Here is a 21044-nt window from a genome sequence, read left to right as displayed (position 1 = left end):
TACGGCCGCACGCCGCCGACGGCTCAGCGTTCGCACATCGACCCGACAACTAGGATTGGCCGGGTTCGTCGTCTCACCTGGAGGTTTCCGTGCCCACACTGCGCAGCATGCTGCGAGGGAGCGCGTTCCTGCAGAAGTGGCGGTTCGCGCCGTACATCCTCGCCTATGCGATCGCACGACGAACCCGCCCGGTCCGCCCGGGCCGCGTGCTCTTCCTCTCCGACTCCCGCGCCGGCTTCACGGGCAACTTCGCCTTCTTGGAGGCGGAGATCCGTCGCCAGCAACCGGATGCCGACATCCGCGGCGTCTTCAAACGACGCCTGCGTGCGCGCCGCCCCCTGAGCGACCTCGTGCGCCTCCCGTGGCTGATCGCAACGGCGCAGACCATCGTCGTCGACGACTTCTACCCGCTGATCTACCCCTTGCACCTCCGGAGCGAGACGCGCCTCCTTCAGGTCTGGCATGCCGCGGGCGCCTTCAAGCGGGTGGGCTGGAGTCGCGAAGGCCTTCCCGGAGGGCCGCTGCCGGGATCGCTGGCCCACCGCAACTACACCGACGCGAGCGTCAGCGCAGAGAGCATCCGCGGCGACTACGCGGAGGCGTTCGCGATCGACGTCGAGCGCGTGCACGCGCTCGGGGTGCCGCGCACCGACATCTTCTTCGACGACGACGACGTGCAGCGCACGGCGGCCGCGCTGCGCAAGCGCTACGGCATCAAGAAGTCGCAGAAGATCGCCCTCTTCGCTCCGACGTTCCGGGGGAACGGCCAGCTCACGGCGACCTACGACGTCGACGCGGTGCCGTGGGAGAAGCTCGCGGCCGATCTGGGCGACGAGTGGGTCGTCATGGTCAAGATGCATCCCTTCGTCACACCACTGGAGGTGCAGCGCCCTCACGTCACGGGTGTGCTCGACGTGTCCGGCGAGCGCGAGCTGAACGAGCTGCTCATGGCCGCCGACGTGCTCGTGACCGACTACTCCTCGGCGATCTTCGAGTACTCGCTGCTGCGCCGCCCCATCGTCTTCTTCTGCCCCGACCTGGAGGAGTACACCGCGGCGCGGGACTTCTACTACCCGTTCGAGGCGTACGTCACCGGCCCGCTCGTGCGCGAAGGCGAGAACCTGGCGGCCGCGATCCGCTCCGCCGCGGTCGGAGCCGACGCCGACGCCTTCCGCGAGCGGTTCATGTCCGCGTGCGACGGTCGTTCGAGCGAACGGATCACCCGCGAGATCATCCTGGCCCGACGCGCCGACGTCGACACCGCGGCGGTCGCTCCCGGCGGGAGCCCGGCGCCCACGCGCGTGCGGGGCCGCATCGGCGCACAGCTCGCGGTGGCCGCCCTGGCCCGGGTGGGCCTGGCGATCGTGTACGCGCCCCTCAAGCTGCTGCCCACGCAGCGCAAAGTCGTGATGATCAGTCGGGAGCATCCCGAGGAGCCGGCCGACTTCGCCGATCTCCGGGATGCCATCACGACGCGCGATCCGTCGGTGCGCGTCGTGTCGATGGTGCGCATGGTGCCGCCCGGACTGGCGGGCAAGGTGCGCTACAGCATCCACATGCTGGCGCAGCTCTACCAGGTGGCGACGGCGCGGGTCCTGATCGTCGACACGTACTCGATTGTGGCGAGCGTCCTTCGCCACAAGGACTCCCTCACCGTGATGCAGATCTGGCACGCGCTGGGAGCGTTCAAGAAGTTCGGACTCAGCATCCTCGGACAGGAGGAGGGACGCGATGCTCGCCTCGCCAAGGCGATGCGCATGCACGAGGGGTACGACGTCGTGCTCACGAGCGCCGAGGAGTGCCGCGCTGCCTACGCGGAGGCCTTCGGCACCGACGTGTCTCGCGTCGTGGTGGCGCCGCTCCCCCGCGTCGACCGCCTCCGCGATCCCGCGCGTGCCGCCCAGACGCGCGAGCGGATCTATGCGCGCCACCCGCACCTGCGTGGCGCCCGCGTCGCGGTCTTCGCCCCCACCTTCCGGCTCGACGGCACGGTGACCGTCGATGCGACCGGCCTCGGCGATGCCCTGCGCGCCCACGGCATCCACACCGTCGTGAAACTCCACCCCCTCATGCACGGGCGCTTCGGTGGCGACGTGGACACCGCCGACGGGTTCTCCACGCAGGAGATGCTGCTCATCGCCGACGTCTTCATCACCGACTACTCCTCCGCGCTGTACGAGGCGGCCGTCGTCGGCGTGCCGAGCTACTTCCTCGTTCCCGACCTCGACGAGTACCTCGCCTCGCGCGACTTCTACCTCGATTACCGGCGAGACCTCCCGGGGCCCATCGTGCGCACCGTGCCGGAGCTGGCAGAGGCCATCGCCGCCGAAAAGGCGACACCGGCGGATGCCGCGGCGTTCGCCCGCCGGTGGGTGCAGGTGCCCGGCGATCCCGAACCACGAGCGGGAGCGACGGTCTGCGCAGACGCGATCGCCTCTCGTGTCGTCGCCGCCACGACAGGCCGCTGACCCCTTCTCCACGGGCCTGCGCCCTCGTCAACCCGGGGTCCATCTCCGCGTCTCCGACGCGCCACATCGGTCGGCTATGATCCCTCGATCCCGCGCCGCACGTCGTCTGCGACGGCGCCCGAACGAGACAGGTCGCATGAAGAGACTCGCCCGGAAGGTCCCCCTGCTGCGTGCGCTGGCACGCCGTTCCCGCCCGCTGCGCTCCGCGTGGCGCGGCCGCCTCCGCCGGGGCCGGGCACGACTCGTGACTCTCCTCTCGCCTCGAGATCGCCGGCGCGGCGGGGCGAGCCCGCAGACGCGACGCGTGACCGACGACCTCACGCTGGCGCGTGTGGAGTGGCGCGATCAGGGCGCGACGCCCTACCTCCTCGACCGGGCCCGCGCCATGCTCCGAAACTCCGCTGCCTGGCACCTCCTCCCGCCGGCGATGTGGGCCGTGTACGCGGGTGTGCTTCTCGAGGCGGGTGACCGCCCGGCCGCCGAACAGCTGCTGCGCACCTACGTCGCGCGCGGGCTCCCCCTGTCGGAACTCGCACGGTGCCTGCCCGTGGCGCAGTTCGCGACCGAGCTGCGCATCGCAGACGAGCAGCTCGCCCGAGCCTCCCAGGTGGCCGATGTGCTTCGGCGCAACAGTGAGCGGCGCGTGTTCGCCGATCTCGTCGCAGGGCGCACCGTCGCGGTCGTGGGCAACGGTCCCGGCGGGATCGGATCCGGTCGCGGTGCCGAGATCGACGCGCACGACGTCGTCATCCGCTTCAACAACCATCCCTCCGGCTACGAGACCGACTACGGCCGCCGCACGGACGTCTGGGTACGGGGAGCGCACCGCGATGTCCGCGACCGCGTGGCCGTCGACACGGGCGCCCTCGTCGTGTGGGAGATGGACTTCTTCCGCAACCTTCTGGAGGTGCCCGAGCACGCGGACATCCTCTACCGCGACACCCTGTTCTCGCCCGATCGCGTGACGCACATCGACACCGGCACGAAGGAGCGGCTGCACCGCCGTTCGGGACTGCTGCTTCCCACCTCCGGGGCCCAGATCCTCTGGATGCTCGCTGAGAGCCGCGGCTCACTCGCGGGTGTCGATGTGTACGGCTTCTCCAGCGTCGACGGGGGCGACCAGGGCCACTACTTCGACACCCTCGGCGATATGGCATCCCGCCACGACGCCGACGCGGAAGGCGCGTTCCTGCGTTCGCTCCTCGTCGAGCACGTCGTCGCGGGCCGCGACACGCCTCCGCAGACGGATGCGCCGCAGGGGTCGGCCGACGTCACGGTCTTCGCGTGTGCATACCGCGAGTACGACCCGGCGACGGGCAAGACCGGCGGACCGGGCGGCGTGCTGGCCACGCAGCGTCTCGCGCTGGGCGAGCGCGACGGCCGCCTCCGCATGGAGTACCTCTTCCTGCCGTCCGATCGCGCGTCGCTGCGCGACAGGCTCGCGTCGACGACCGCCGGCCTCAGCACGAAGATCGCGCAGATCATCGAGGCGAGCGAGTACATCCGCACGCATCCCGACGTGCTCGCGGCGCGCGATGCGGGCGGCGTGCTGCTCGTCGCCCACGAACTGGGTACGGCCTACGGTGCGTACCGCCTCGGCATCCCGTACGTCCTCGTCTACCACCAGCAGGGCAGCACGCTGCAGGAGATGCGCTCGATCGGACGCACTCCGACGGCGCACGAGACGCACGTCGCCGAGGCCCTGGAGAAGCTGATCCTCGACAATGCCCAGCGCGTCTTCTTCCCGAGCATCGGCGCGCGCGACACGTATCTCGCCACCTCCCGCAGCGGCGTCGCGGCGACGAACTTCGCCGACAGCGCGCTCTACAACACGGTCTCCGCCGTCGATCACGCCGCGGAGACGGACGGACGGCGGGCGCTCCTGGAGGAGCTCGCGCGGGACCTCGACCTGCCGCCGCGGGACGGTGACACGGACGTCTTCCTCAGCGTCGGCGACTTCAACGACGACAAGGGGTTGGACCGCATCCCGGCCCTTCTCGCACGACACACGGAGCTGTCGGGCCGGAAGGTCGTCTGGATCGCGATCGGCGCCGCGTCCGATCGCTCGCGTTTCGACGACCTCGAACGGCAGCGCGATGCCTGGCCCTTCACGGCACGCCTCGTCGGCACCCGCACGACCCACGACCGGCTCCTGGCCCTCATGGACTACGCCGATTACTACGTCATAATGCACCGCAACGCGATCTTCGATCTCGCCACCCTGGAGGCCATGCGCGCCGGAAAGGCCCTCATCCTCTCCCCCGTCGGCGGCAACGTCGAGGTCGACCTCGGCAGCAACGTGCTGTTCGTCGACGAGAGCACGATCCAGGATGCCTGTCGGGTGCTCGAGACGCGCGACCGGGCGATGTGGGGTGAACGCAACCGGGCCGTGTTCGACGAGCACTTCTCGCTCGAGCGGTTCACCGAGCGCTACCGGCGGATGCTCCACGAGGAGCTCGCGCACGCGCAGCTCCTCCCTGCCGCGGACGCGCAGGCGGGAGATCCCGCGTGAAGAAGGCACTGTGGATCACCTGCGGAGTGCGGGGCAATGCCGGCGACGCGCTCCTGCACGACGTCACCCGCGAGCTGTTCGCCGGGCGCATCGACCTCGACCTTCGCGTCGTCAGCTCGCCGGAGTACCTCGCGAAGGGGGCGCCCTCGCCGGAGAACGTCGTGATCGGCCCGGGCGGACTGTTCGTCCAGACCAACTCGTCACGTCACCTGCACGCCAAGCTCGCCAAGCAGTGGGAGCGCTTCGAGTCGTCGCAGTTCGCCCTCTGGTCCACCGGCATCCTGCAAGAACCCACGCCCGACGAGGTCGCCGCCGTTCGGCGGGTGACCTCCCGCGCCCCACAGATCATCGTGCGTGCCACGAGGGAGGCCGACTTCATCCGGCAGGTCGGACCGGTGACGAGCCCGGAGTGGGCGCCATGCGCGTCGCTGTTCACCGACCGCCTCTCCGACGCCACCGCCGCCCACCGCGACGTCGTCGTCGTGAACTTCGACAGCTTCCTCTTCACCCCCGACAACATCGCTGACCACCCCCTGCGACGGTTCGCCGAGTTCGCCGCGGCGCACGGGCTGGAGGTGCGCTCCATGGTCAACGCCTCGGGCGACTCCAACCGCCAGATGCTCGACCTGTTCCCGCTCATCGACATCGACGAACCGTACTTCGGCGATCTGCTCCGCGCTGAGAAGGAGGGTCGCGAGTTCCACGAGGCGTTCAACGACGCACTGGCGCGGCATCCCTCGTTCGCCCAGCGGTACGCCGACTGTCGGTTCGCGTTCGGGAAGCGGCTGCACGGCTGGCTGCCGTTCCTCGCCTTCGACAAGCCCGCCGCCTTCATCGGCATGGGTGCGCGGCGAGGGATGCCGAAGGACTACTTCGGCGATGACGAGTTCCTCTGCGCCGTCCCTCGCGCGACCACGATGACGCGTCGTCAGCTCGAGCAGACCGCCGACCGGATGATCGCGACCCTCACACGGTTCATCGCGCAGGAGGACGGGCTCACCGCGCGCATCGCCGCTCGACGCGAGGAGTTGTGGGCGCAGCTGCAGATTCAGGCCGACGCGTTCGCCGACGCGTTGCGGTGAGCGGACCTCAGAGTTCCGCGGCTCGAGCCAGGTCGTTGCGCCACATCGACAGCGCGGAGCCGATCGCCATGTGCATGTCGAGGTACTGGTAGGTGCCCAGCCTCCCACCGAAGTGGACGTCGCCCTCGCCGCGCGCCAGCTCGCGGTAGGCCAGCAGCCGGTCGCGGTCGGCGGCGGTGTTCACGGGGTAGTAGGGCTCGTCCGTGTTCTCGGCGAAGCGCGAGAACTCGCGCATGATGACCGTCCGATCCTGCGCGTGCCGCTCGTCTCGCTCGGGATGGAAGTGACGGAACTCATGGATGCGGGTGAAGGGCACCTCGGCATCCGCGTAGTTCATGACGCTCGTGCCCTGGAAGTCCCGGACCGGCACGACCTCGCGCTCGAAGTCGAGCGTCCGCCACGACAGCGCGCCTTCGGCGTGATCGAAGTAGCGGTCGATCGGCCCCGTGTACACGAGCGGGACCTGCCCGACCGCGGCACGCTTGTGCAGCGGCTGAGTCTCGTCGAAGAAGTCCACGCCCAGCTTCACCTCGATGTTCGGGTGATCGGCCATGCGCTCCAGCCACGCCGTGTAGCCGTCGACGGGCAGCCCCTCCCACGTGTCGCTGAAGTAGCGATTGTCGTACGTGTAGCGCACGGGGAGGCGGCTGATGATCTCGGCCGGCAGATCCCGAGGATCGGTCTGCCATTGCTTGGCCGTGTAGTCGCGGATGAACGCTTCGTAGAGCGGACGCCCGATGAGACCGATCGCACGCTCTTCGAGGTTCTGGGCGGACTTCGGATCGAACTCGCCGGCAAGGTCCTGGATGAGCGCACGGGCTTCCGTCGGCGAGTGCGCCGCCTGGAAGAACTGATTGATGGTGCCGAGGTTGATCGGGAGCGGATACACGACGCCGCGGTGATTCGTGTACACGCGGTGGACGTAGTCCGTGAACGCCGTGAAGCGGGTGACGTACTCCCAGACCGTGGGGTTCGACGTGTGGAAGAGGTGCGCGCCGTAGCGGTGCACCTCCACTCCCGTCTCGGCATCCACCTCGCTGTAGGCGTTGCCCCCCAGATGGTCGCGACGGTCGATGACGGTCACGCGTCGACCCGAGGATGCCGCACGCTCCGCGATCGTGAGGCCGAAGAACCCGGAGCCGACGACGAGGAGATCCATGAATAGTGCCCTTTTCTGACGCGCGGCACCCTGCCCCGCCCCACGATCCTACGAAGCCTTCCCGCCCGGCTCCGTCCCGATACGGCGCGGTTCATCGGGCGTTGCGCCGCCGTTCACGCGGGCGTCTCCGAGACCGGCCCCGTAGGATTGATGCGTGAGCTCACCCCGCACCGTCGCTGTCGTGCTGGCCGGAGGCATCGGCGTTCGCGTCGGCCTCGGCATCCCGAAGCAGCTCATCAAGATCGCCGGCAAGGCGATCGTGGAGCACACGCTCGAAGCGCTCGACGCCAGCCCCCTGATCGACGAGATCATCATCATGATGAACGCCGCCGCGATCGGCGAGCTCGACCACCTCCTCGACAACGACCGGTTCGGCAAGCTCACCCGCATCTTGCCCGGCGGCGAGACCCGCAACGACACGACGCAGCTCGCGATCGCGGCGATCGAGGGCGACGACACCAAGGTGCTGTTCCACGACGCGGTGCGGCCGTTCATCGACGACCGCATCATCGAGGACTGCGTGCGCGCACTCGACGACTTCGACGCCGTCGACACCGCGATCCCCTCTGCCGACACGATCATCCGCGTCGACGAGAACCGCATCATCACCGGCATCCCCGACCGTTCGATGCTCCGCCGCGGGCAGACTCCGCAGGCCTTCCGGCTCGGCACCATCCGCCGCGCCTACGAGATCGCCGCGGGCGATCCCGCGTTCAAAGCCACCGACGACTGCGGCGTGGTCTTCACCTACCTCCCCGACGTGCCCATCTACGTCGTCGACGGCACGGCCGAGAACATGAAGGTCACCGAGCCGATCGACGTGCACATCGCCGACAAGCTCTTCCAGCTCCAGTCGGCGAGCCTGTCGCTGGAGAGCATGACCTCGGTCCCCGACCTCACCGGCAAGAGCGTCGTCGTGTTCGGCGGCAGCTACGGCATCGGCGAGAGCATCGTGGAACAGGCACGGCAGGCGGGCGCCATCGTGTCGGAGTTCAGCCGCACGTCCACGGGGACCGACATCAAGTCCGCCAAGGCCGTCCGGCGCGCCCTTGCCGAGGTGAAAGATGCCGTCGGCCGCATCGACGTGGTGATCGTCACGGCGGGGGTCCTTCGGATCGCGCCGCTCGTGGAGAGCCGCAAGCGCGACCTCAAGGACACGATCGAGGTGAACCTCATCGGCCCGGCGATCGTCGCCCGCGAGGCGCACGCGCACCTCGCCGAGACATCGGGGCAGGTCGTGCTCTTCACCTCCAGCTCCTACACCCGCGGCAGGGCCGGGTACAGCGCGTACTCAGCCACGAAGGCGGGCGTCGTGAACCTCACGCAGGCCCTCGCCGAAGAGTGGGAGCAGTCACGGGTGCGCATCAACTGCATCAACCCGCAGCGCACCCACACGCCGATGCGCACGCAGGCGTTCGGAGACGAACCGCTCGACTCGCTGCTCGATCCGGCAGACGTCGCGCGCGTCACGTTGAACGTGGCCGCGTCGGAGCTCACGGGACAGATCGTGACCGTGCAGGTGGCGGCGATGCGCGGCGCGGAACCGGCATCCGCATGAGCGGGTCGTCTCGGGCGATGCGGGCCCGCGCATGACGAGAACGATCGGCGTGGTCGGCCTCATGACCAACGAGAACGTGGGCGACTACCTGCTGGTGGAGGCCACCAAGTACCTGTTGCGCACGCACGACCCCGACACGATCCTCGTCGACATCGACGTCGATCCCGCGCAGGCCCGCGCCCACTCGGGTCTGCGACGCGTGAACTACCGTGTGGCGTCGATCATGAAGGTCTTCGAGCGTCCCGTGCTCTCCCTCGTCCGCAGCCGCCGGTTCGCATACCTCTACCACTCGCTGTATTGGCGCACGAAGCTCGGCTGGTACTTCGCGGACCGCATCAAAGACGTGGATGCCGTCGTCTTCACGGGAGGCGGCTTCATCAAGTTCAAGACGCAGGGGCTCAACTACATCGACGAGCTCATCCTCAGCAACGCGCGCAGGCGCGGGATCCCCGTCATGATGAACGCCGTCGGCGTCGAGGGCTACAGCGAGACCGACATCCGCTGCCAGCGACTGAAATCGGCCCTGAACGCCGAGAACGTGAAGGTCATCACGACCCGCGACGACATCGACACCCTCGACGAGCGGTACATGCAGACCGACCGCATCGTCACCGAGCGCGTGGGCGACCCGGTCTTCTGGCTGAACGAGATGGACATCCTCGAGCCACGGCGCCCCCGCGAACCTCGCGCGACACCGCGGATCGGCATCAATCTGCTCAACCCGAAGAACTTCTCCGTCTACGGCGGCCAGCTCTCCCCGGACGGTGTCGTGAACTTCTACCGTCAGCTGATCACGGAACTGCGGCGCGCCGACGCCGACTTCGCCCTCTTCTCCAACGGGATGAGGGTCGACCAGGACTTCGGCCAGTCGCTCGTCGCCGAGATGAATCTCCGCCCGGAGCAGCTGCTGCACAGGCCGACGACGTCGGCGGAATTCGTCAACGTCGTCGGCGACTTCGACATCATCCTCAGCGCCCGCATGCACGCCGGCATCACGGCCTACGCGCTCGACGTTCCCGTCGTCGGACTCATCTGGGGCGAGAAACTGCAGTTCCTCACCGAGATCACCGGGCTTCGGGACCGGTACTTCACCGAACAGGAACTGGATCCGGCCCGGATCGCCCGCCTCCTCGTCGACAACGACCTGCCCGATCCCGACTACGCGCGTCGCGACGAGCTGCGGGAGCGCACGCGACGGCAGCTCGTTCGCTTCCTCGACGATCTGCCCGGGGGCCGCGCATGATGGACACACTCCTCGAGGGCAAGCTGCTGGCGCTGATCGTCGGCGCTCCCTTCCGCCTCGTCGAAATCCTCGTCCGCGCCGTCCATCTCACGGTGCGGGGCGTCCGACTCCTCGTGCAGGAGAGCATCGCCCGTCGCATCGACCGGCGACTGTCGATGTACGGCAAGCGCCGGCTCGCGTCGCGCACCACGGTGGACGTCAACTCGCTCGTCCTGATGAGCGCCACCGGCGAGTACGACTCGGATGCCAAGTACATCGCGGAGGAGTTGCTGCGTCGCGGCGCAGCAGTGGCCATCACCTGGGTGCTCCGCGACGGGTCGGTCGGGCCGTTCCCGCGACAGTTCCACTTCGTCCGCTACGGCACGGCGCGATTCTTCCGCGCGCTCGCCGGCGCGAAAGTGGTCGTCCACGAAGGCGGAGCGCTTCGCGCGAGCGGCGCCGTGCGCTCCCCCGCGCAGCAATGGCTTCACGTCGGCCGCGACGCACCGGCATCCTCGCTCGGTCATCCCCGCAACGACCCGCTCGTCGACGCCTCGGCCGACCGCGTCGCCGTCGTGCGCAAGAAGGTGCTCGATCGACTGGGGGTGGCCGAATCCGGTCAGCGGTTCCTGCTCTACACCCCACCGCGTCGCACACCCGCCTCGGTGACCGGGCTGGCTCCTGCACGGGTGCGGGACGCGCTCTCGGAGCGATTCGGGGGGACGTGGGAGATCCTGATCCGCGTCCCGGCGGCGACGGCATCCCTCTCCGCCCAGGTGCTCGCAGGTCTTCCGTACTTCTGCCGCGACGCGACGCCGTACCCCGACGAACAGGAACTGCTCCTCATCGCGGACGCGGCGATGTCCGACCGTTCCGGCGCACTGGCGGACTTCCTCCTCACGGGACGGCCGGCGTTCGTCTTCGATCCCCACGCGTCTGGCGCCGAGCGATCGGAAGACCTCCGCGCCCTCCCCCGCGCCACGTCGCATGCGCAGCTCGTGCAACAGGTGATCCAGTTCGACGACACCCGCCACCGCGAGCGGGTCGAGCGGATCCTCGCCGAACGGGGCGCCGACGACGACGGGCGCGCCGCATCGCGCGTGGTCGACGAGATCCTGGGCGGGCTCCCTTCCTCCGGTCGGCGAGGCGAACCGTGACCGCACCGCAGCAGGGCATCGATCGCCACGCCACCCTCGAGGTGACGAGCATCTCCTGGGAACGCATCCACGTGACGATCGGGCTGCGTCTGTCCTCGGATGGCGCAGCGGCGGACTCGGCGCTCGGCACCGGGGGTGCGGCGGTCACCTTCGCCTTCGTGAGCGGCCGCCGCGTGGTCGAGGTGCCCGCGACCGACACGGGCGACGGACACTTCCAGGTGCACGTCAATGTCACGAACTTCGCCCAGCGCCGAGCAGTGCCCGACGGAACGTGGCGCGTGCGGGCGTCGGTCGACGGGCTTGCCGTGGCGGTGGCATCCTTCCCCGGCGGCAGCCTCGGCGACCTCGAGGACGCGTCGCGCGTCTTCCTCTACGGTGCTCACTCCGCCGCCCTGACCGTCTCGTACGGCGTGAGCGAGAGCGCGGAGGATCCGAGCAGGCTCGAGTTCCTCATTCACACCTACCATTTGCATCGCGGCGGCTCGGGCGCGCGCGGAGGGCTGAGGGGGCGGCTGCGCGGACTGGTCGGGAAGCTGCGGCTGCGCCAGCGTTTCGTGCGGCTGGTTTACCTCACGATCGTGCGTGTGCGGGGCCCGCAACCGGGGCGCATCCTGTTCGCCTCCGATCAGCAGGCGACGATGGGCGGCAATCTCCTCCGCGTCCACGAACGCATGATCGAGCGAGGCCTGGATCGGCGTTTCGACCTGCGCACGTCGTTCCGGCTCCCCGCGACGACGGGGTGGCTGACGACCGTCCGCATCCTGCGTCTGCTCGCCACGAGCGAGGTGGTCCTGCTGGATGACTACTTCGGGCTCCTCAACACCGTCACGATCGACAGACGCACCCGGGTCATCCAGCTCTGGCACGCCGGCAGCGGCTTCAAGTCCGTCGGCTACAGCAGATTCGGCAGCGCGGACTCGCCGCACCTGAGCCAGCCCCACCGGCAGTACACGTTCGCGATCTGCGGCTCCGAGCATCTGCGCCCCGTCTACGCAGAGGCCTTCGGCATCGAAGAGCAGGCGGTCATACCGACCGGGCTGCCGAGGATCGACTGGTTCCTCGACGAGGAGCGCACCACGGCATCCGTCGATGCCTTCTACGCGGAGCATCCGCGGCTGCGGGGCACACGCATCGTCCTGTTCGCGCCGACGTTCCGCGGCGCCTCGTACCACTCCGCGAGCTACGACTACGGACTGATCGATTTCGACGCGCTCGCCGCCGCGTGCCCACCCGACACCGTGGTGCTGTTCCGCATGCACCACTTCGTCACGGAGCGGGTCCCCATCCCGGACCGCTACCGCGACCGCTTCTTCGACGTGACGAAGTACGCCGACGGTCTGGGGCTGTTGCACGTGACCGACGTGCTCATCACGGACTACTCGTCGATCATCTACGAGTTCTCCCTCCTCGACCGCCCGATGCTCTTCTTCGCTCCCGATCGCGCCGTCTACGCTGCGACGCGGGGGTTCCACCGCGACTACGCGGAGACGGCCCCAGGGCGCGTGTGCGAAACCTTCGCCGATCTCCTCGACGCGCTCACGCGCGGGGATTTCGAGGACGAGAAGCGCGCACGATTCCGCGCCGAGAACTTCGACCGGATCGACACGGGAGCCGGCGACCGGGTGATCGACTGGCTCATCCTGCGGGAGAGCCCGGCGCAGGCAGGATCGCCCGCAGCGTCGGGCACGAGTTCGACGACGAGTCGAGGAGACTGAGGACATGAACATCGCGCTGATCTTCGCCGGCGGCATCGGCTCACGCATGTCGTCGCAGAATCTGCCCAAGCAGTTCCTGGAGATCCACGGCAAGCCGCTCATCGTCCACACGCTGCAGCACTTCCAGGATCACCCGGAGATCGATGGTGTGGCGGTAGCAATCCTCCCGGCCTGGCGCGCACACTTCACGAAGCTCGTCGAGCGGTACGAGTTGACGAAAGTCACCTGGATCGTCGACGGCGGTTCGACCGGCCAAGAGTCGCGTCACCGCGCGATCCGCGCGGTCGCCGCCGAATGCCCCGACGATGCCGTCGTCCTCATCCACGACGGGGTGCGTCCGCTCATCACGGCGCAGCTCATCTCCGACAACATCCGGACGGTGACAGAGCGGGGCGCGGCGATCACGTGCACGAAGGGCAATGAGACGATCGTCTCCGCCGCCGGCGACGAGATCGACGACGTGCTCCCCCGCGACTTCCTGTACATCGCCCAGGCGCCGCAGAGCCTCCGCCTGAGCACAGCGCTCGAGATCTACGACCGAGCCGTGTCCGACGGCGACGACGACTCCATCGACACGGCCACCCTGCTGCAGCGCTACGGCCACAAGATCTTCCGCGTCGACGGCCCCCGCTCGAACATCAAGATCACGACCGCCGAGGACTACTACATCTGCCGGGCCTTCTTCGACGTGATCGAACGCAGCCAGATCGGCGGCTGACCGCCGTCTCGGCGCGCGCGCAGCATCTCACCGTCGCGCGACACCGAGACAAGAGGCATTCGGAAACGGCAGAAGCGCACCACTTCACCGGCACGTTCACACGGACGCTCGCCGAACCTCTGGATGCGAAGTTGCGGCAGTCCGCGGTGGCCCGCAACGCGCGCTGGCGAGGCCGGGGTAGGATGTTGCGACGGTCCACACGCCGCGAAATGCGGTCGAACCGGCCGGTTCGACCGGCTCGCGCGATGGCCGTGGTGGCGAGTGGAGGCTCAGTCGTGACGAGGCCGACGGCCCATCGTCACCGGCCGAGATCGCACCGCCCCGAGAAGACGAATGCGTCCTAGAGGAGAAAATCAAGGAATGCGGGACTACACCTACAGCGACCTCAAGGATCTCGCATCCGACGCCGACCACAAGGCGGCGATGCTCGAGCTCCTGCTGGCGTTCGACACGTTCTGCGAAGAACACGGCCTCACCTACTACCTCTCCGGAGGCACGCTGCTGGGCGCGGCCCGTCACAAGGGGTTCATCCCCTGGGATGACGACGTCGACGTGAACATGCCGCGCGAGGACTGCGAGAAGCTCATGGAGCTCTCCGGCGGCCGGATCGGCGACTTCGAGCTGATGCCTCCGAACTCGTCCCAGCGCTACTTCGCCTACCACTGGAAGCTCTACTCCGAGCGGATCCTCGTCGCCAAGCGCACGAAGGGCGGCATCGGCGGCAAGGTCTACCCGATCTTCCTCGACATCTTCCCCATCGAAGGCCTTCCCGACACGCCGGAGGGCAACCGGGAGCACTACGCGGAGATCAAGCGCCGCAAAGACCGGGTGCGTCACGCGCGGAACGTCCGCAAGTACCGCGGCCGCAACCCGTACCGCATCCTGCGCAACCGCATCGCCACGCGCGTCTACCGGTCCATCGGCGTCGGTCCGCTCTTCGACAAGGTCATCGAGCACGCGACGTCGCTCCACTTCGACGATTCCGACTACGTCGGCGTGATGATGACGAACGTCCACACCACCGAGGAACGGGTCGTCAAGGCCGAATACGCTCCCGTGATCCGCCTGGAGTTCGAGGGGCACCTCCTGCCGGCCCCGGCCGGATACGACACGTATCTGCGCCAGCTGTACGGCGCGAACTACATGGAGTGGCTCCCGGTGCACAAGCGGGTGCCCCGCCACGACTTCGTGACCTTCTTCCCGCACGAGCCGGGCGAGAAGCCCCTCGTCGTGGGGGCCCCGACCGAGTCCGTCGACGACCTCCCGGTCGCCGACGACGACGAGATGCAAGACGAGATGGCGTGACGTCACCGATGACTGGAGACACGAAGACCGTGAAGATCGCCATGTGCGGACTCGTCAAGAGCGAGAACCTCGGTGAGATGTTCATCGCTCGGAGCCTGGAGCACCTGATCGCCGACGGCCTTCAGAAGGCGGAGCCGGGCATCGAGATCGAGTATGTAGAGGTCGATCTCCTCGGCCGCAACGACACGATCTATGAGATCCCGGATGCGCGCGAGCGCCGGTTGCGCAATTACTACCGCTACAGCGAGAAGGGCCGTCTCACCGAGAAGCTCTTCCTCGACCTGCAGCGTCGCGGACGCAAGGCCAAGAGCAAGGCGACGCAGAACCTCATCAGCCGCGCACGTCACCTCATCTGGCGGTTCGGCCGCAACTACCGCAAGCGCCTCGCGAGCTACTTCGACATGAAGCTCGAGGGGGTCGACTACATCGTCATCGACGGCGCCGGTCTCCTCGAGTACAGCTACAACGAGTACCACTGGTCGCTCCTGCTGATCAGCGAGTACGCCGAACGGCACGGCCTCGAGGTCGTCTACAACGCGATCGGCCGCGCGGGCGCCTTCGATGAGCGCGACTTCGGCAGCACGATCCTCAAGCGTGCCATCCGCTCCTCCGCCGTGACGTACGTCTCTGCACGCGACAACGTGACCGAAGTGCAGGCGTGCGCCGGCCCCGGCCACAAGGTGAAGCTGCTCGCCGACTCCGCGTTCTGGATGAAGGAGGCGTACGGCATCGACACCTCCGTCGAGCGCAAGAAGATCGGCATCGGTCTGATCCGCGGCAACTCGCTCCAGGGCTACGGGGTCGAGTTCGGCTCGAAAGAGTGGACGGCGCTGTTCGCCGGCATCGCGACCGTGCTCCGTGAGCGCGGGTACGACTTCGAGTTCTTCACGAACGGCCTCCCCGGCGACGTGACGCTCGGCAAGCGCGTGCTCAAGAAGCTCCGGCTCCCCGACTCCTACCTCGTCGAGCGACCCGTCGACGACGAGGTCCTCGTCGACACGATCAACGGCTACGAGGCGATCATCACCTGTCGTATGCACTCGTCGATCGCGGCGTTCACGATGGGCGTTCCGTCGGTCATCCTGTCGTGGAACGACAAGGTCGAGAAGCTGATGGAGATCATCGGCTATCCCGAGCGCGCGATCAAGCAGAAGGACTTCTCGCCGGAGTTCATCGTCGACGCCATGGAGAGGGCGAAGGCCGAAGGCATCGACGACGTCCGACTGACGGCGATGAAGGACAAGGCGAAGGAGAGCGTGGACGACTATCTGCCGCGCATCCTCCGCGCCAGCAAGTGACCTGCCGACCCACCTCCAGGAGCTCCACATGATCACCGCACTTCTCACGGCCGCCGGCACGGGCTCGCGGATGAAGCAGGACATCCCCAAGCAGTTCATGCACGTCAAGAACAAGCCGCTGATCGTCTACACGATGGAGGCGTTCCAAAACCACCCCGCGATCGATGCGATCGTCGTGGTCACCCTTCCCTCGTGGATCGATGTCGTGACGGCGTACGCGAAGCAGTACGGCATCACCAAGCTGCAGGCGATCGTGCCCGGTGGCTCGACCGGTCAGGAGTCCATCCACAACGGTCTCGTGAAGATCCGCGAGGAAGGCTCCACCGACGACGACATCGTCATGATCCACGACGGCAACCGCTGCCTCGTCTCGTCGGAGATCATCTCCGACAACATCGCGGAGTTCAAGGCGAACGGCAGCGCCGTGGCGGCCATCCCCTGCGTAGAGGCGGTGTTCCGCAGCGACGACAGCGGCGTCTCCTCCACCGTGTCGATTCCCCGCGAGCAGCTCTTCCGCACGCAGACGCCGCACTCTTACACGCTCGGCGCGCTCATGTGGGCGCACGAGCAGGCGAAGGTTCGGGGCATCGGCGACACCGCGGCATCCTGCGTCCTCATGCACGAGCTGGGCGAGACGGTGTACTTCTCCGCCGGTTCGGAGCAGAACCTGAAGATCACGACGATGGACGACCTCTACATCTTCGAATCGATCCTCGACGCCCGCCACGCGGCACTCTGAGCGACGATGACGAGCGACTCACCGACGTCCAGCGCGTACGCGGAAGACCTGCGCGTCGCGCTGGACAGCATCCCCGGGGTGCGAGACCTGTTCGGCACGCGGATCCTCGTGACGGGCGCGACCGGCATGATCTGCTCCTCCGTGGTGGACCTTCTCCTCCACATGAATCGGGAGTGGAACGCGGACATCACCGTCTACGTCGCAGGACGTCGCGAGCAGGACGCTCGGGATCGATTCTCCAGCTTCGCCGACGACGAACGCTTCGTCTTCGTGCCCTACGATGCCACCTCCGGAGACGCCGTCGAGCTCGGGGCGGAGCTGGACTACATCATCCACGGGGCGAGCAATGCGAACCCCGCGCTCTACATGGAGCGTCCGGTCGACACCATGCTCGCGAACATCGTGGGCCTGTCCGCCATGTTCGACCTCGGCCGCGCGACGTCGGCGCGCCGCGTGCTCTACATCTCCTCCAGCGAGGTCTACGGTCAACGCCAGGGAACGGACGCATTCCGCGAGGACGACTTCGGCTACCTCGACATCCTCAACCGCCGAGCGGGATACCCGTCCTCCAAGCGGGCCGGTGAATCCCTCTGCGTGGCGTACGGCATGCAGTACGGACTCGAGTCGGTCATCGTGCGCCCGGGGCACATCTACGGACCTTCGATCCGGGATGCCGACAACCGCGTGTCCGCGGAGGTGACCCGTCGCGCTCTCGCCGGCGAGGACGTCATCCTCAAGAGCGCGGGGAGCCAGTTGCGGTCGTACTGCTACTCGCTGGACTGCGCGTCGGCGATCCTCACCGTGCTGCTGCGAGGCGAACCCGCCAACGCCTACAACATCTCCAATCCTCACTCCATCTGCACGGTCCGCGAGCTCGCGGAGGCGGTCGCCCACGCCGGCGGTGTCGAGGTGCGGTTCGACCTTCCGGCGGGCTCGGAGACCGTCGTCCACAACCTCATGGACAACTCGTCGCTGGCATCCGACAAGCTGGAGGCACTCGGCTGGGCGCCGGCATTCGACCTCGCCCATGGCGTCGATCGGATGATGAAGGTCCTCCGAGCCGCGGGCGGAACGCTCACGGTCTGACCGGCGGAGACGCGGTCACCCTCGACGTCGCGACGCCTGCGTGACGCGCCACACGAGGCGATCGATCGGCGAACGGCGCGCTCCCGGGGTGCGCGCACCGGGAGGCTGCACGGGCGGGGCGAGGTCCACCCGCGCGAGCTCACGGTCGAAGCGGGGGTGTGCCTCACCGATCGTGTGTGCAAGGCCGTGTCGGTCGAGGAACGCTCGGAAGGTCGCGAGGTTGCGCCCGTGGGATGCCGTGAAGGCCTCGAAATCGGCTCGCTCGTAGAGTCGCCGTACGTTCGCCGACTTCATCGCGGACTTGCGCGCATACGGGATCGAGTGGAACTCGGCGAGCTCGCGCGTGCGGGTGTCGTGGGCGATGAGGATGGCGGGAACTCCCGCCAAGAGCCCGGCGATCGTTCCGTGGATGCGGGTGCCGACGACGAGATCACGATCGCGCAAGGTGTCGATCCACGTCGTGGCATCCACGAAGAATCTCATGCGGTCGGTGCGATAGAGCTCGTGCGACGCCGTCTCGGGCAGGTCCCGCTTTGCCGCGTACGGAGTCGGGTCGCCCCACAGCAGGAGAGCCAGCGCTTCGACCGTCTGCGGAACGACATAGCTGTCGCGGTACGCCGTCGTCACGGTGCGAACGAAAGTCCCGGCGTCGCGAAGGTACGGCGAGTAGGTCACGGCCAATCGCGCGTCAGGGGTGAGCTCGCGCCGCGGCGCGAGCACACCGTCACCGCCGAAGCCGTACAACGAGGGGCATCCGATGACATCGATGGTGCGGTCGTCGAATCCGAGTGCGACGAGGAAGTCGCGCGTGAAGCCGCCACGCACACCGATCGAGGGCGAACGATCCAGCACCGCGGACACGAAGGAGCGGACAGCGTCACGAAGCTCCGCGGGAGCGTCGGCCACGTCGGCCCCGAGCGGGAACTGGGCACCCACGCCGATGACGCTGACCGGGATATCGAGAAGACGGATCACGTCGGTGAGCCGGTCGAGGCGGGGCAGGAAGCTCTTGCGAAACGCGTTCGCGAGCGGGATGACGAGCCGATCGTATTCGCGGTTGAGACGTTCCGCCTCCTGCCGGGCAGAGCGTTGCTCGGTCGCGTACCCGTCCGCGAAGAGTTCCGTACCGTCGGTGAGAAGTGCACGCCACGCTGCCGAGTAGAAGAGCATGTTGCCGGCGTTGGTCCCGAACACACCGTCCCGACGGATGGCGAGGGAGCGAGCCGCCGACATCGGCACGAGCGGATCCTTCCCCGCCCGCACGAGCACCCGCTCAGGCCGCGAGGTCATCGACTGTCGAGAGCCTCGAGCGCCTCAGCGATGGGCCCGTCGAAGACGACACGCCCCTTCCGGATGACGATGCCCCGGCTGCACAGCTGCTTGACCTGGCCCTTGCTGTGACTGACGACCATCATCGTCACTCCTTGGCCTGCGAGCTCTTTGAGCTTCGCGTTGCACTTGGCGCGGAACGGCGCGTCACCGACGGCGAGTACCTCGTCGACCAGCAGCACGTCGAGCGGAACGTGGATGGCGACGCTGAAGGCCAGACGCATGAACATACCCGAGGAGTAGTGCTTCACCTCTTGGTCGATGAAGTCCTCGATCTCGCTGAAGGCGACGATCTCGTCGAACCTGGCCTTCGTCTCCCTCTCGCTCATGCCGAGGATGGCGGCGTTGAGGAAGACGTTCTCGCGTCCGGTGAGCTCGGGGTGGAATCCCGCGCCGACCTCGATGAGCCCCGCCACCTTGCCGCGCGTGAACACGCGTCCCTCGTCGGGCTCGAGCACACCCGAGACCAGCTTGAGCGTGGTGGACTTGCCCGACCCGTTGAGGCCCATGACAGCGACGGACTCGCCCTCGCCGATGGTGAACGAGACGTCGTTGAGCGCCTGGAACTGGGTCGAGCGCACGGGACGACGTCGCACGAGGTTGATGAAGGCATCCTTCATCGAGCGGGAACTGCGCTTGTTGAACCACTTCGAGACGTGCTCGACGACGATCCGCGGCTGGGGCTGGGAGTGGGGGGTCGTGTGCATCACAGATCCTGTGCGAAGGTGCGCTCGAAGCGGCGGAACACGAGCTGCCCGACGACCAGCGAGAAGAGGATGACCGCGATCGCGGCCAGGACGTACCAGCCGAACAGCGGCGGCCAGCCGAGGTTGGCGGGGGCCGGGTCGAGCGCCGCCACGGACGGCAGCGAGCCCCAGAACGCGTGGTGGAAGAGCTCGACAGCGACCGCGAGGGGGTTCGACATGTAGATGTGGAAGAGCCACGGGATGCTCTGGGACCGTTCGTAGACCATCGCCCACGTATACAGGATCGGCACGGACCAGGTCGCGATCGTGCGGATGATCTCGACGACGTTGCTCGCGTCGCGGAAGCGGACGTTGACGGCGGAGAAGAACAGGCCCAGCCCGATGACGAATCCGAGGACGATGAGCACGCCCGCGAGCACGAGACCGACGGATGCCAGAGACGGGAGCCACCCGAAGATCAGGCTGGCGACGATGAGGACGGCGAGCTGCGGGAGGAAGTGGGTGAACGCGCCGATGATGGCCGCCAGCGGAAAGAGCTCCCGCGGCAGGTAGATCTTCCGCACGAGGGCTTTGTTGCTGACGATCGAGCCGGTCGCCGCCGCCAGGGTCTCGTTGAAGAGGTTCACGAGGACGAGCCCGCTGAACAGATAGAGCGGGAAGTACGGAACGCTCTTGTGGAGCCCGAGGATCTGGCCGACGACCAGGTAGTAGACGAGGAACTGGACCGTGGGGCGCACGTACGACCAGAACCAGCCCAGAACCGAGTTGCGGTAGCGCAGCGAGGTGCTCTTGCCGATGAGCAGGCGCAGCAGGTAGCGGTAGCGGATGACGTCGAGGACGCCGCGCCCGCGCCCAGGGGTGTCGAAGGCGCTGTAGTCGATCTGTGTCACGGGTTTCCTAGCAGAGCGGGAGAATCCTGCCCGGATCGCAGGCCAGGCGGGCCACCGGCCATCCTAACGGAACTGCGCTGGGTCGACCCTGGATACCGC

Annotated in this window: 16 protein-coding genes; 12 read left to right on the top strand and 4 right to left on the bottom strand. The window is 67.7% G+C overall.

The genetic code is table 11. The features are described from left to right. The first annotated feature begins 89 nt into the window (after positions 1 to 89). The 3 genes from P0Y48_00925 (at position 90) to P0Y48_00915 (ending at position 6062) form a co-directional block, all read left to right on the top strand. Positions 90 to 2468, top strand: coding sequence for a CDP-glycerol glycerophosphotransferase family protein (locus tag P0Y48_00925; GenBank protein ID WEK13807.1), 2379 nt, complete (start codon positions 90 to 92; stop codon positions 2466 to 2468). Between the two features lie 136 nt (positions 2469 to 2604). Continuing rightward, positions 2605 to 4980: a glycosyltransferase family 29 protein gene (locus tag P0Y48_00920; GenBank protein ID WEK13806.1), complete on the top strand. Its 2376-nt coding sequence runs from the start codon at positions 2605 to 2607 to the stop codon at positions 4978 to 4980. Next, positions 4977 to 6062, top strand: coding sequence for a polysaccharide pyruvyl transferase family protein (locus tag P0Y48_00915; protein WEK13805.1), 1086 nt, complete (start codon positions 4977 to 4979; stop codon positions 6060 to 6062). The genes P0Y48_00920 and P0Y48_00915 overlap by 4 nt, the downstream gene beginning before the upstream one ends. A gap of 7 nt (positions 6063 to 6069) precedes the next feature. Here P0Y48_00915 and glf read toward each other — a convergent pair whose 3' ends face one another. Next, a complete protein-coding gene (gene glf, locus P0Y48_00910) occupies positions 6070 to 7221 on the bottom strand; it encodes a UDP-galactopyranose mutase (protein ID WEK13804.1) in 1152 nt (383 codons plus the stop codon). Between the two features lie 154 nt (positions 7222 to 7375). On the opposite strand from glf, the gene P0Y48_00905 reads away from it, so the two are divergent. The 9 genes from P0Y48_00905 (at position 7376) to P0Y48_00865 (ending at position 18019) form a co-directional block, all read left to right on the top strand. After that, positions 7376 to 8779, top strand: coding sequence for a bifunctional cytidylyltransferase/SDR family oxidoreductase (locus P0Y48_00905; protein WEK13803.1), 1404 nt, complete (start codon positions 7376 to 7378; stop codon positions 8777 to 8779). Positions 8780 to 8810: 31 nt separating this feature from the next. Further along, a complete protein-coding gene (locus P0Y48_00900; GenBank protein WEK13802.1) occupies positions 8811 to 10022 on the top strand; it encodes a polysaccharide pyruvyl transferase family protein in 1212 nt (403 codons plus the stop codon). Further along, on the top strand, positions 10019 to 11158 hold the full coding sequence (locus P0Y48_00895) for a CDP-glycerol glycerophosphotransferase family protein (GenBank protein WEK13801.1): 1140 nt from the start codon (positions 10019 to 10021) through the stop codon (positions 11156 to 11158). Before P0Y48_00900 ends, P0Y48_00895 begins: the two co-directional genes overlap by 4 nt. Then, the gene (locus P0Y48_00890) at positions 11155 to 12873 is read left to right on the top strand and encodes a CDP-glycerol glycerophosphotransferase family protein (GenBank protein ID WEK13800.1); all 1719 of its coding nucleotides are present in this window, start codon (positions 11155 to 11157) and stop codon (positions 12871 to 12873) included. The genes P0Y48_00895 and P0Y48_00890 overlap by 4 nt, the downstream gene beginning before the upstream one ends. 4 nt (positions 12874 to 12877) lie before the next feature. Then, positions 12878 to 13591, top strand: a complete 714-nt coding sequence (locus P0Y48_00885) for an IspD/TarI family cytidylyltransferase (protein WEK13799.1) — start codon at positions 12878 to 12880, stop codon at positions 13589 to 13591. A 360-nt stretch (positions 13592 to 13951) separates the two neighbouring features. Further along, on the top strand, positions 13952 to 14896 hold the full coding sequence (locus tag P0Y48_00880) for a LicD family protein (GenBank protein ID WEK13798.1): 945 nt from the start codon (positions 13952 to 13954) through the stop codon (positions 14894 to 14896). A gap of 8 nt (positions 14897 to 14904) precedes the next feature. Further along, positions 14905 to 16194 (top strand): polysaccharide pyruvyl transferase family protein, encoded by a 1290-nt coding sequence (locus P0Y48_00875; protein WEK13797.1) that lies wholly within the window; start codon positions 14905 to 14907, stop codon positions 16192 to 16194. Between the two features lie 28 nt (positions 16195 to 16222). Then, complete coding sequence (locus tag P0Y48_00870) at positions 16223 to 16933, top strand: IspD/TarI family cytidylyltransferase (protein WEK13796.1); 711 nt, start codon at positions 16223 to 16225, stop codon at positions 16931 to 16933. Positions 16934 to 16939: 6 nt separating this feature from the next. Beyond that, on the top strand, positions 16940 to 18019 hold the full coding sequence (locus tag P0Y48_00865; GenBank protein WEK13795.1) for an NAD-dependent epimerase/dehydratase family protein: 1080 nt from the start codon (positions 16940 to 16942) through the stop codon (positions 18017 to 18019). 15 nt (positions 18020 to 18034) lie between these two features. Here P0Y48_00865 and P0Y48_00860 read toward each other — a convergent pair whose 3' ends face one another. The 3 genes from P0Y48_00860 to P0Y48_00850 are packed head-to-tail and all read right to left on the bottom strand — an operon-like array spanning position 18035 to position 20945. Beyond that, positions 18035 to 19309, bottom strand: coding sequence for a polysaccharide pyruvyl transferase family protein (locus P0Y48_00860; GenBank protein WEK13794.1), 1275 nt, complete (start codon positions 19307 to 19309; stop codon positions 18035 to 18037). Beyond that, positions 19306 to 20055 carry an ABC transporter ATP-binding protein gene (locus P0Y48_00855; GenBank protein WEK13793.1) on the bottom strand — a complete coding sequence of 250 codons (750 nt, stop codon included), beginning with the start codon at positions 20053 to 20055 and terminating at the stop codon, positions 19306 to 19308. Before P0Y48_00855 ends, P0Y48_00860 begins: the two co-directional genes overlap by 4 nt. Beyond that, the gene (locus tag P0Y48_00850; protein WEK13792.1) at positions 20055 to 20945 is read right to left on the bottom strand and encodes an ABC transporter permease; all 891 of its coding nucleotides are present in this window, start codon (positions 20943 to 20945) and stop codon (positions 20055 to 20057) included. The genes P0Y48_00855 and P0Y48_00850 overlap by 1 nt, the downstream gene beginning before the upstream one ends. Between the last annotated feature and the right edge of the window lie 99 nt (positions 20946 to 21044).

It is taken from the genome of Candidatus Microbacterium phytovorans, from assembly GCA_029202445.1.
GTDB classification, from domain to species: domain Bacteria; phylum Actinomycetota; class Actinomycetes; order Actinomycetales; family Microbacteriaceae; genus Microbacterium; species Microbacterium phytovorans.
Note: the sequence above shows the minus strand (reverse complement) of the source record. Positions and strands in the feature narration are given on the sequence as shown.

Coding starts and splice junctions, on each gene's coding strand:
- P0Y48_00920 (WEK13806.1), top strand. CDS start 2,605: ATGAAGAGACTCGCCCGGAAGGTCCCCCTGCTGCGTGCGCTGGCACGC.
- glf (WEK13804.1), bottom strand. CDS start 7,221: ATGGATCTCCTCGTCGTCGGCTCCGGGTTCTTCGGCCTCACGATCGCG.
- P0Y48_00900 (WEK13802.1), top strand. CDS start 8,811: ATGACGAGAACGATCGGCGTGGTCGGCCTCATGACCAACGAGAACGTG.
- P0Y48_00895 (WEK13801.1), top strand. CDS start 10,019: ATGATGGACACACTCCTCGAGGGCAAGCTGCTGGCGCTGATCGTCGGC.
- P0Y48_00885 (WEK13799.1), top strand. CDS start 12,878: ATGAACATCGCGCTGATCTTCGCCGGCGGCATCGGCTCACGCATGTCG.
- P0Y48_00880 (WEK13798.1), top strand. CDS start 13,952: ATGCGGGACTACACCTACAGCGACCTCAAGGATCTCGCATCCGACGCC.
- P0Y48_00875 (WEK13797.1), top strand. CDS start 14,905: ATGACTGGAGACACGAAGACCGTGAAGATCGCCATGTGCGGACTCGTC.
- P0Y48_00870 (WEK13796.1), top strand. CDS start 16,223: ATGATCACCGCACTTCTCACGGCCGCCGGCACGGGCTCGCGGATGAAG.
- P0Y48_00865 (WEK13795.1), top strand. CDS start 16,940: ATGACGAGCGACTCACCGACGTCCAGCGCGTACGCGGAAGACCTGCGC.
- P0Y48_00860 (WEK13794.1), bottom strand. CDS start 19,309: ATGACCTCGCGGCCTGAGCGGGTGCTCGTGCGGGCGGGGAAGGATCCG.
- P0Y48_00855 (WEK13793.1), bottom strand. CDS start 20,055: ATGCACACGACCCCCCACTCCCAGCCCCAGCCGCGGATCGTCGTCGAG.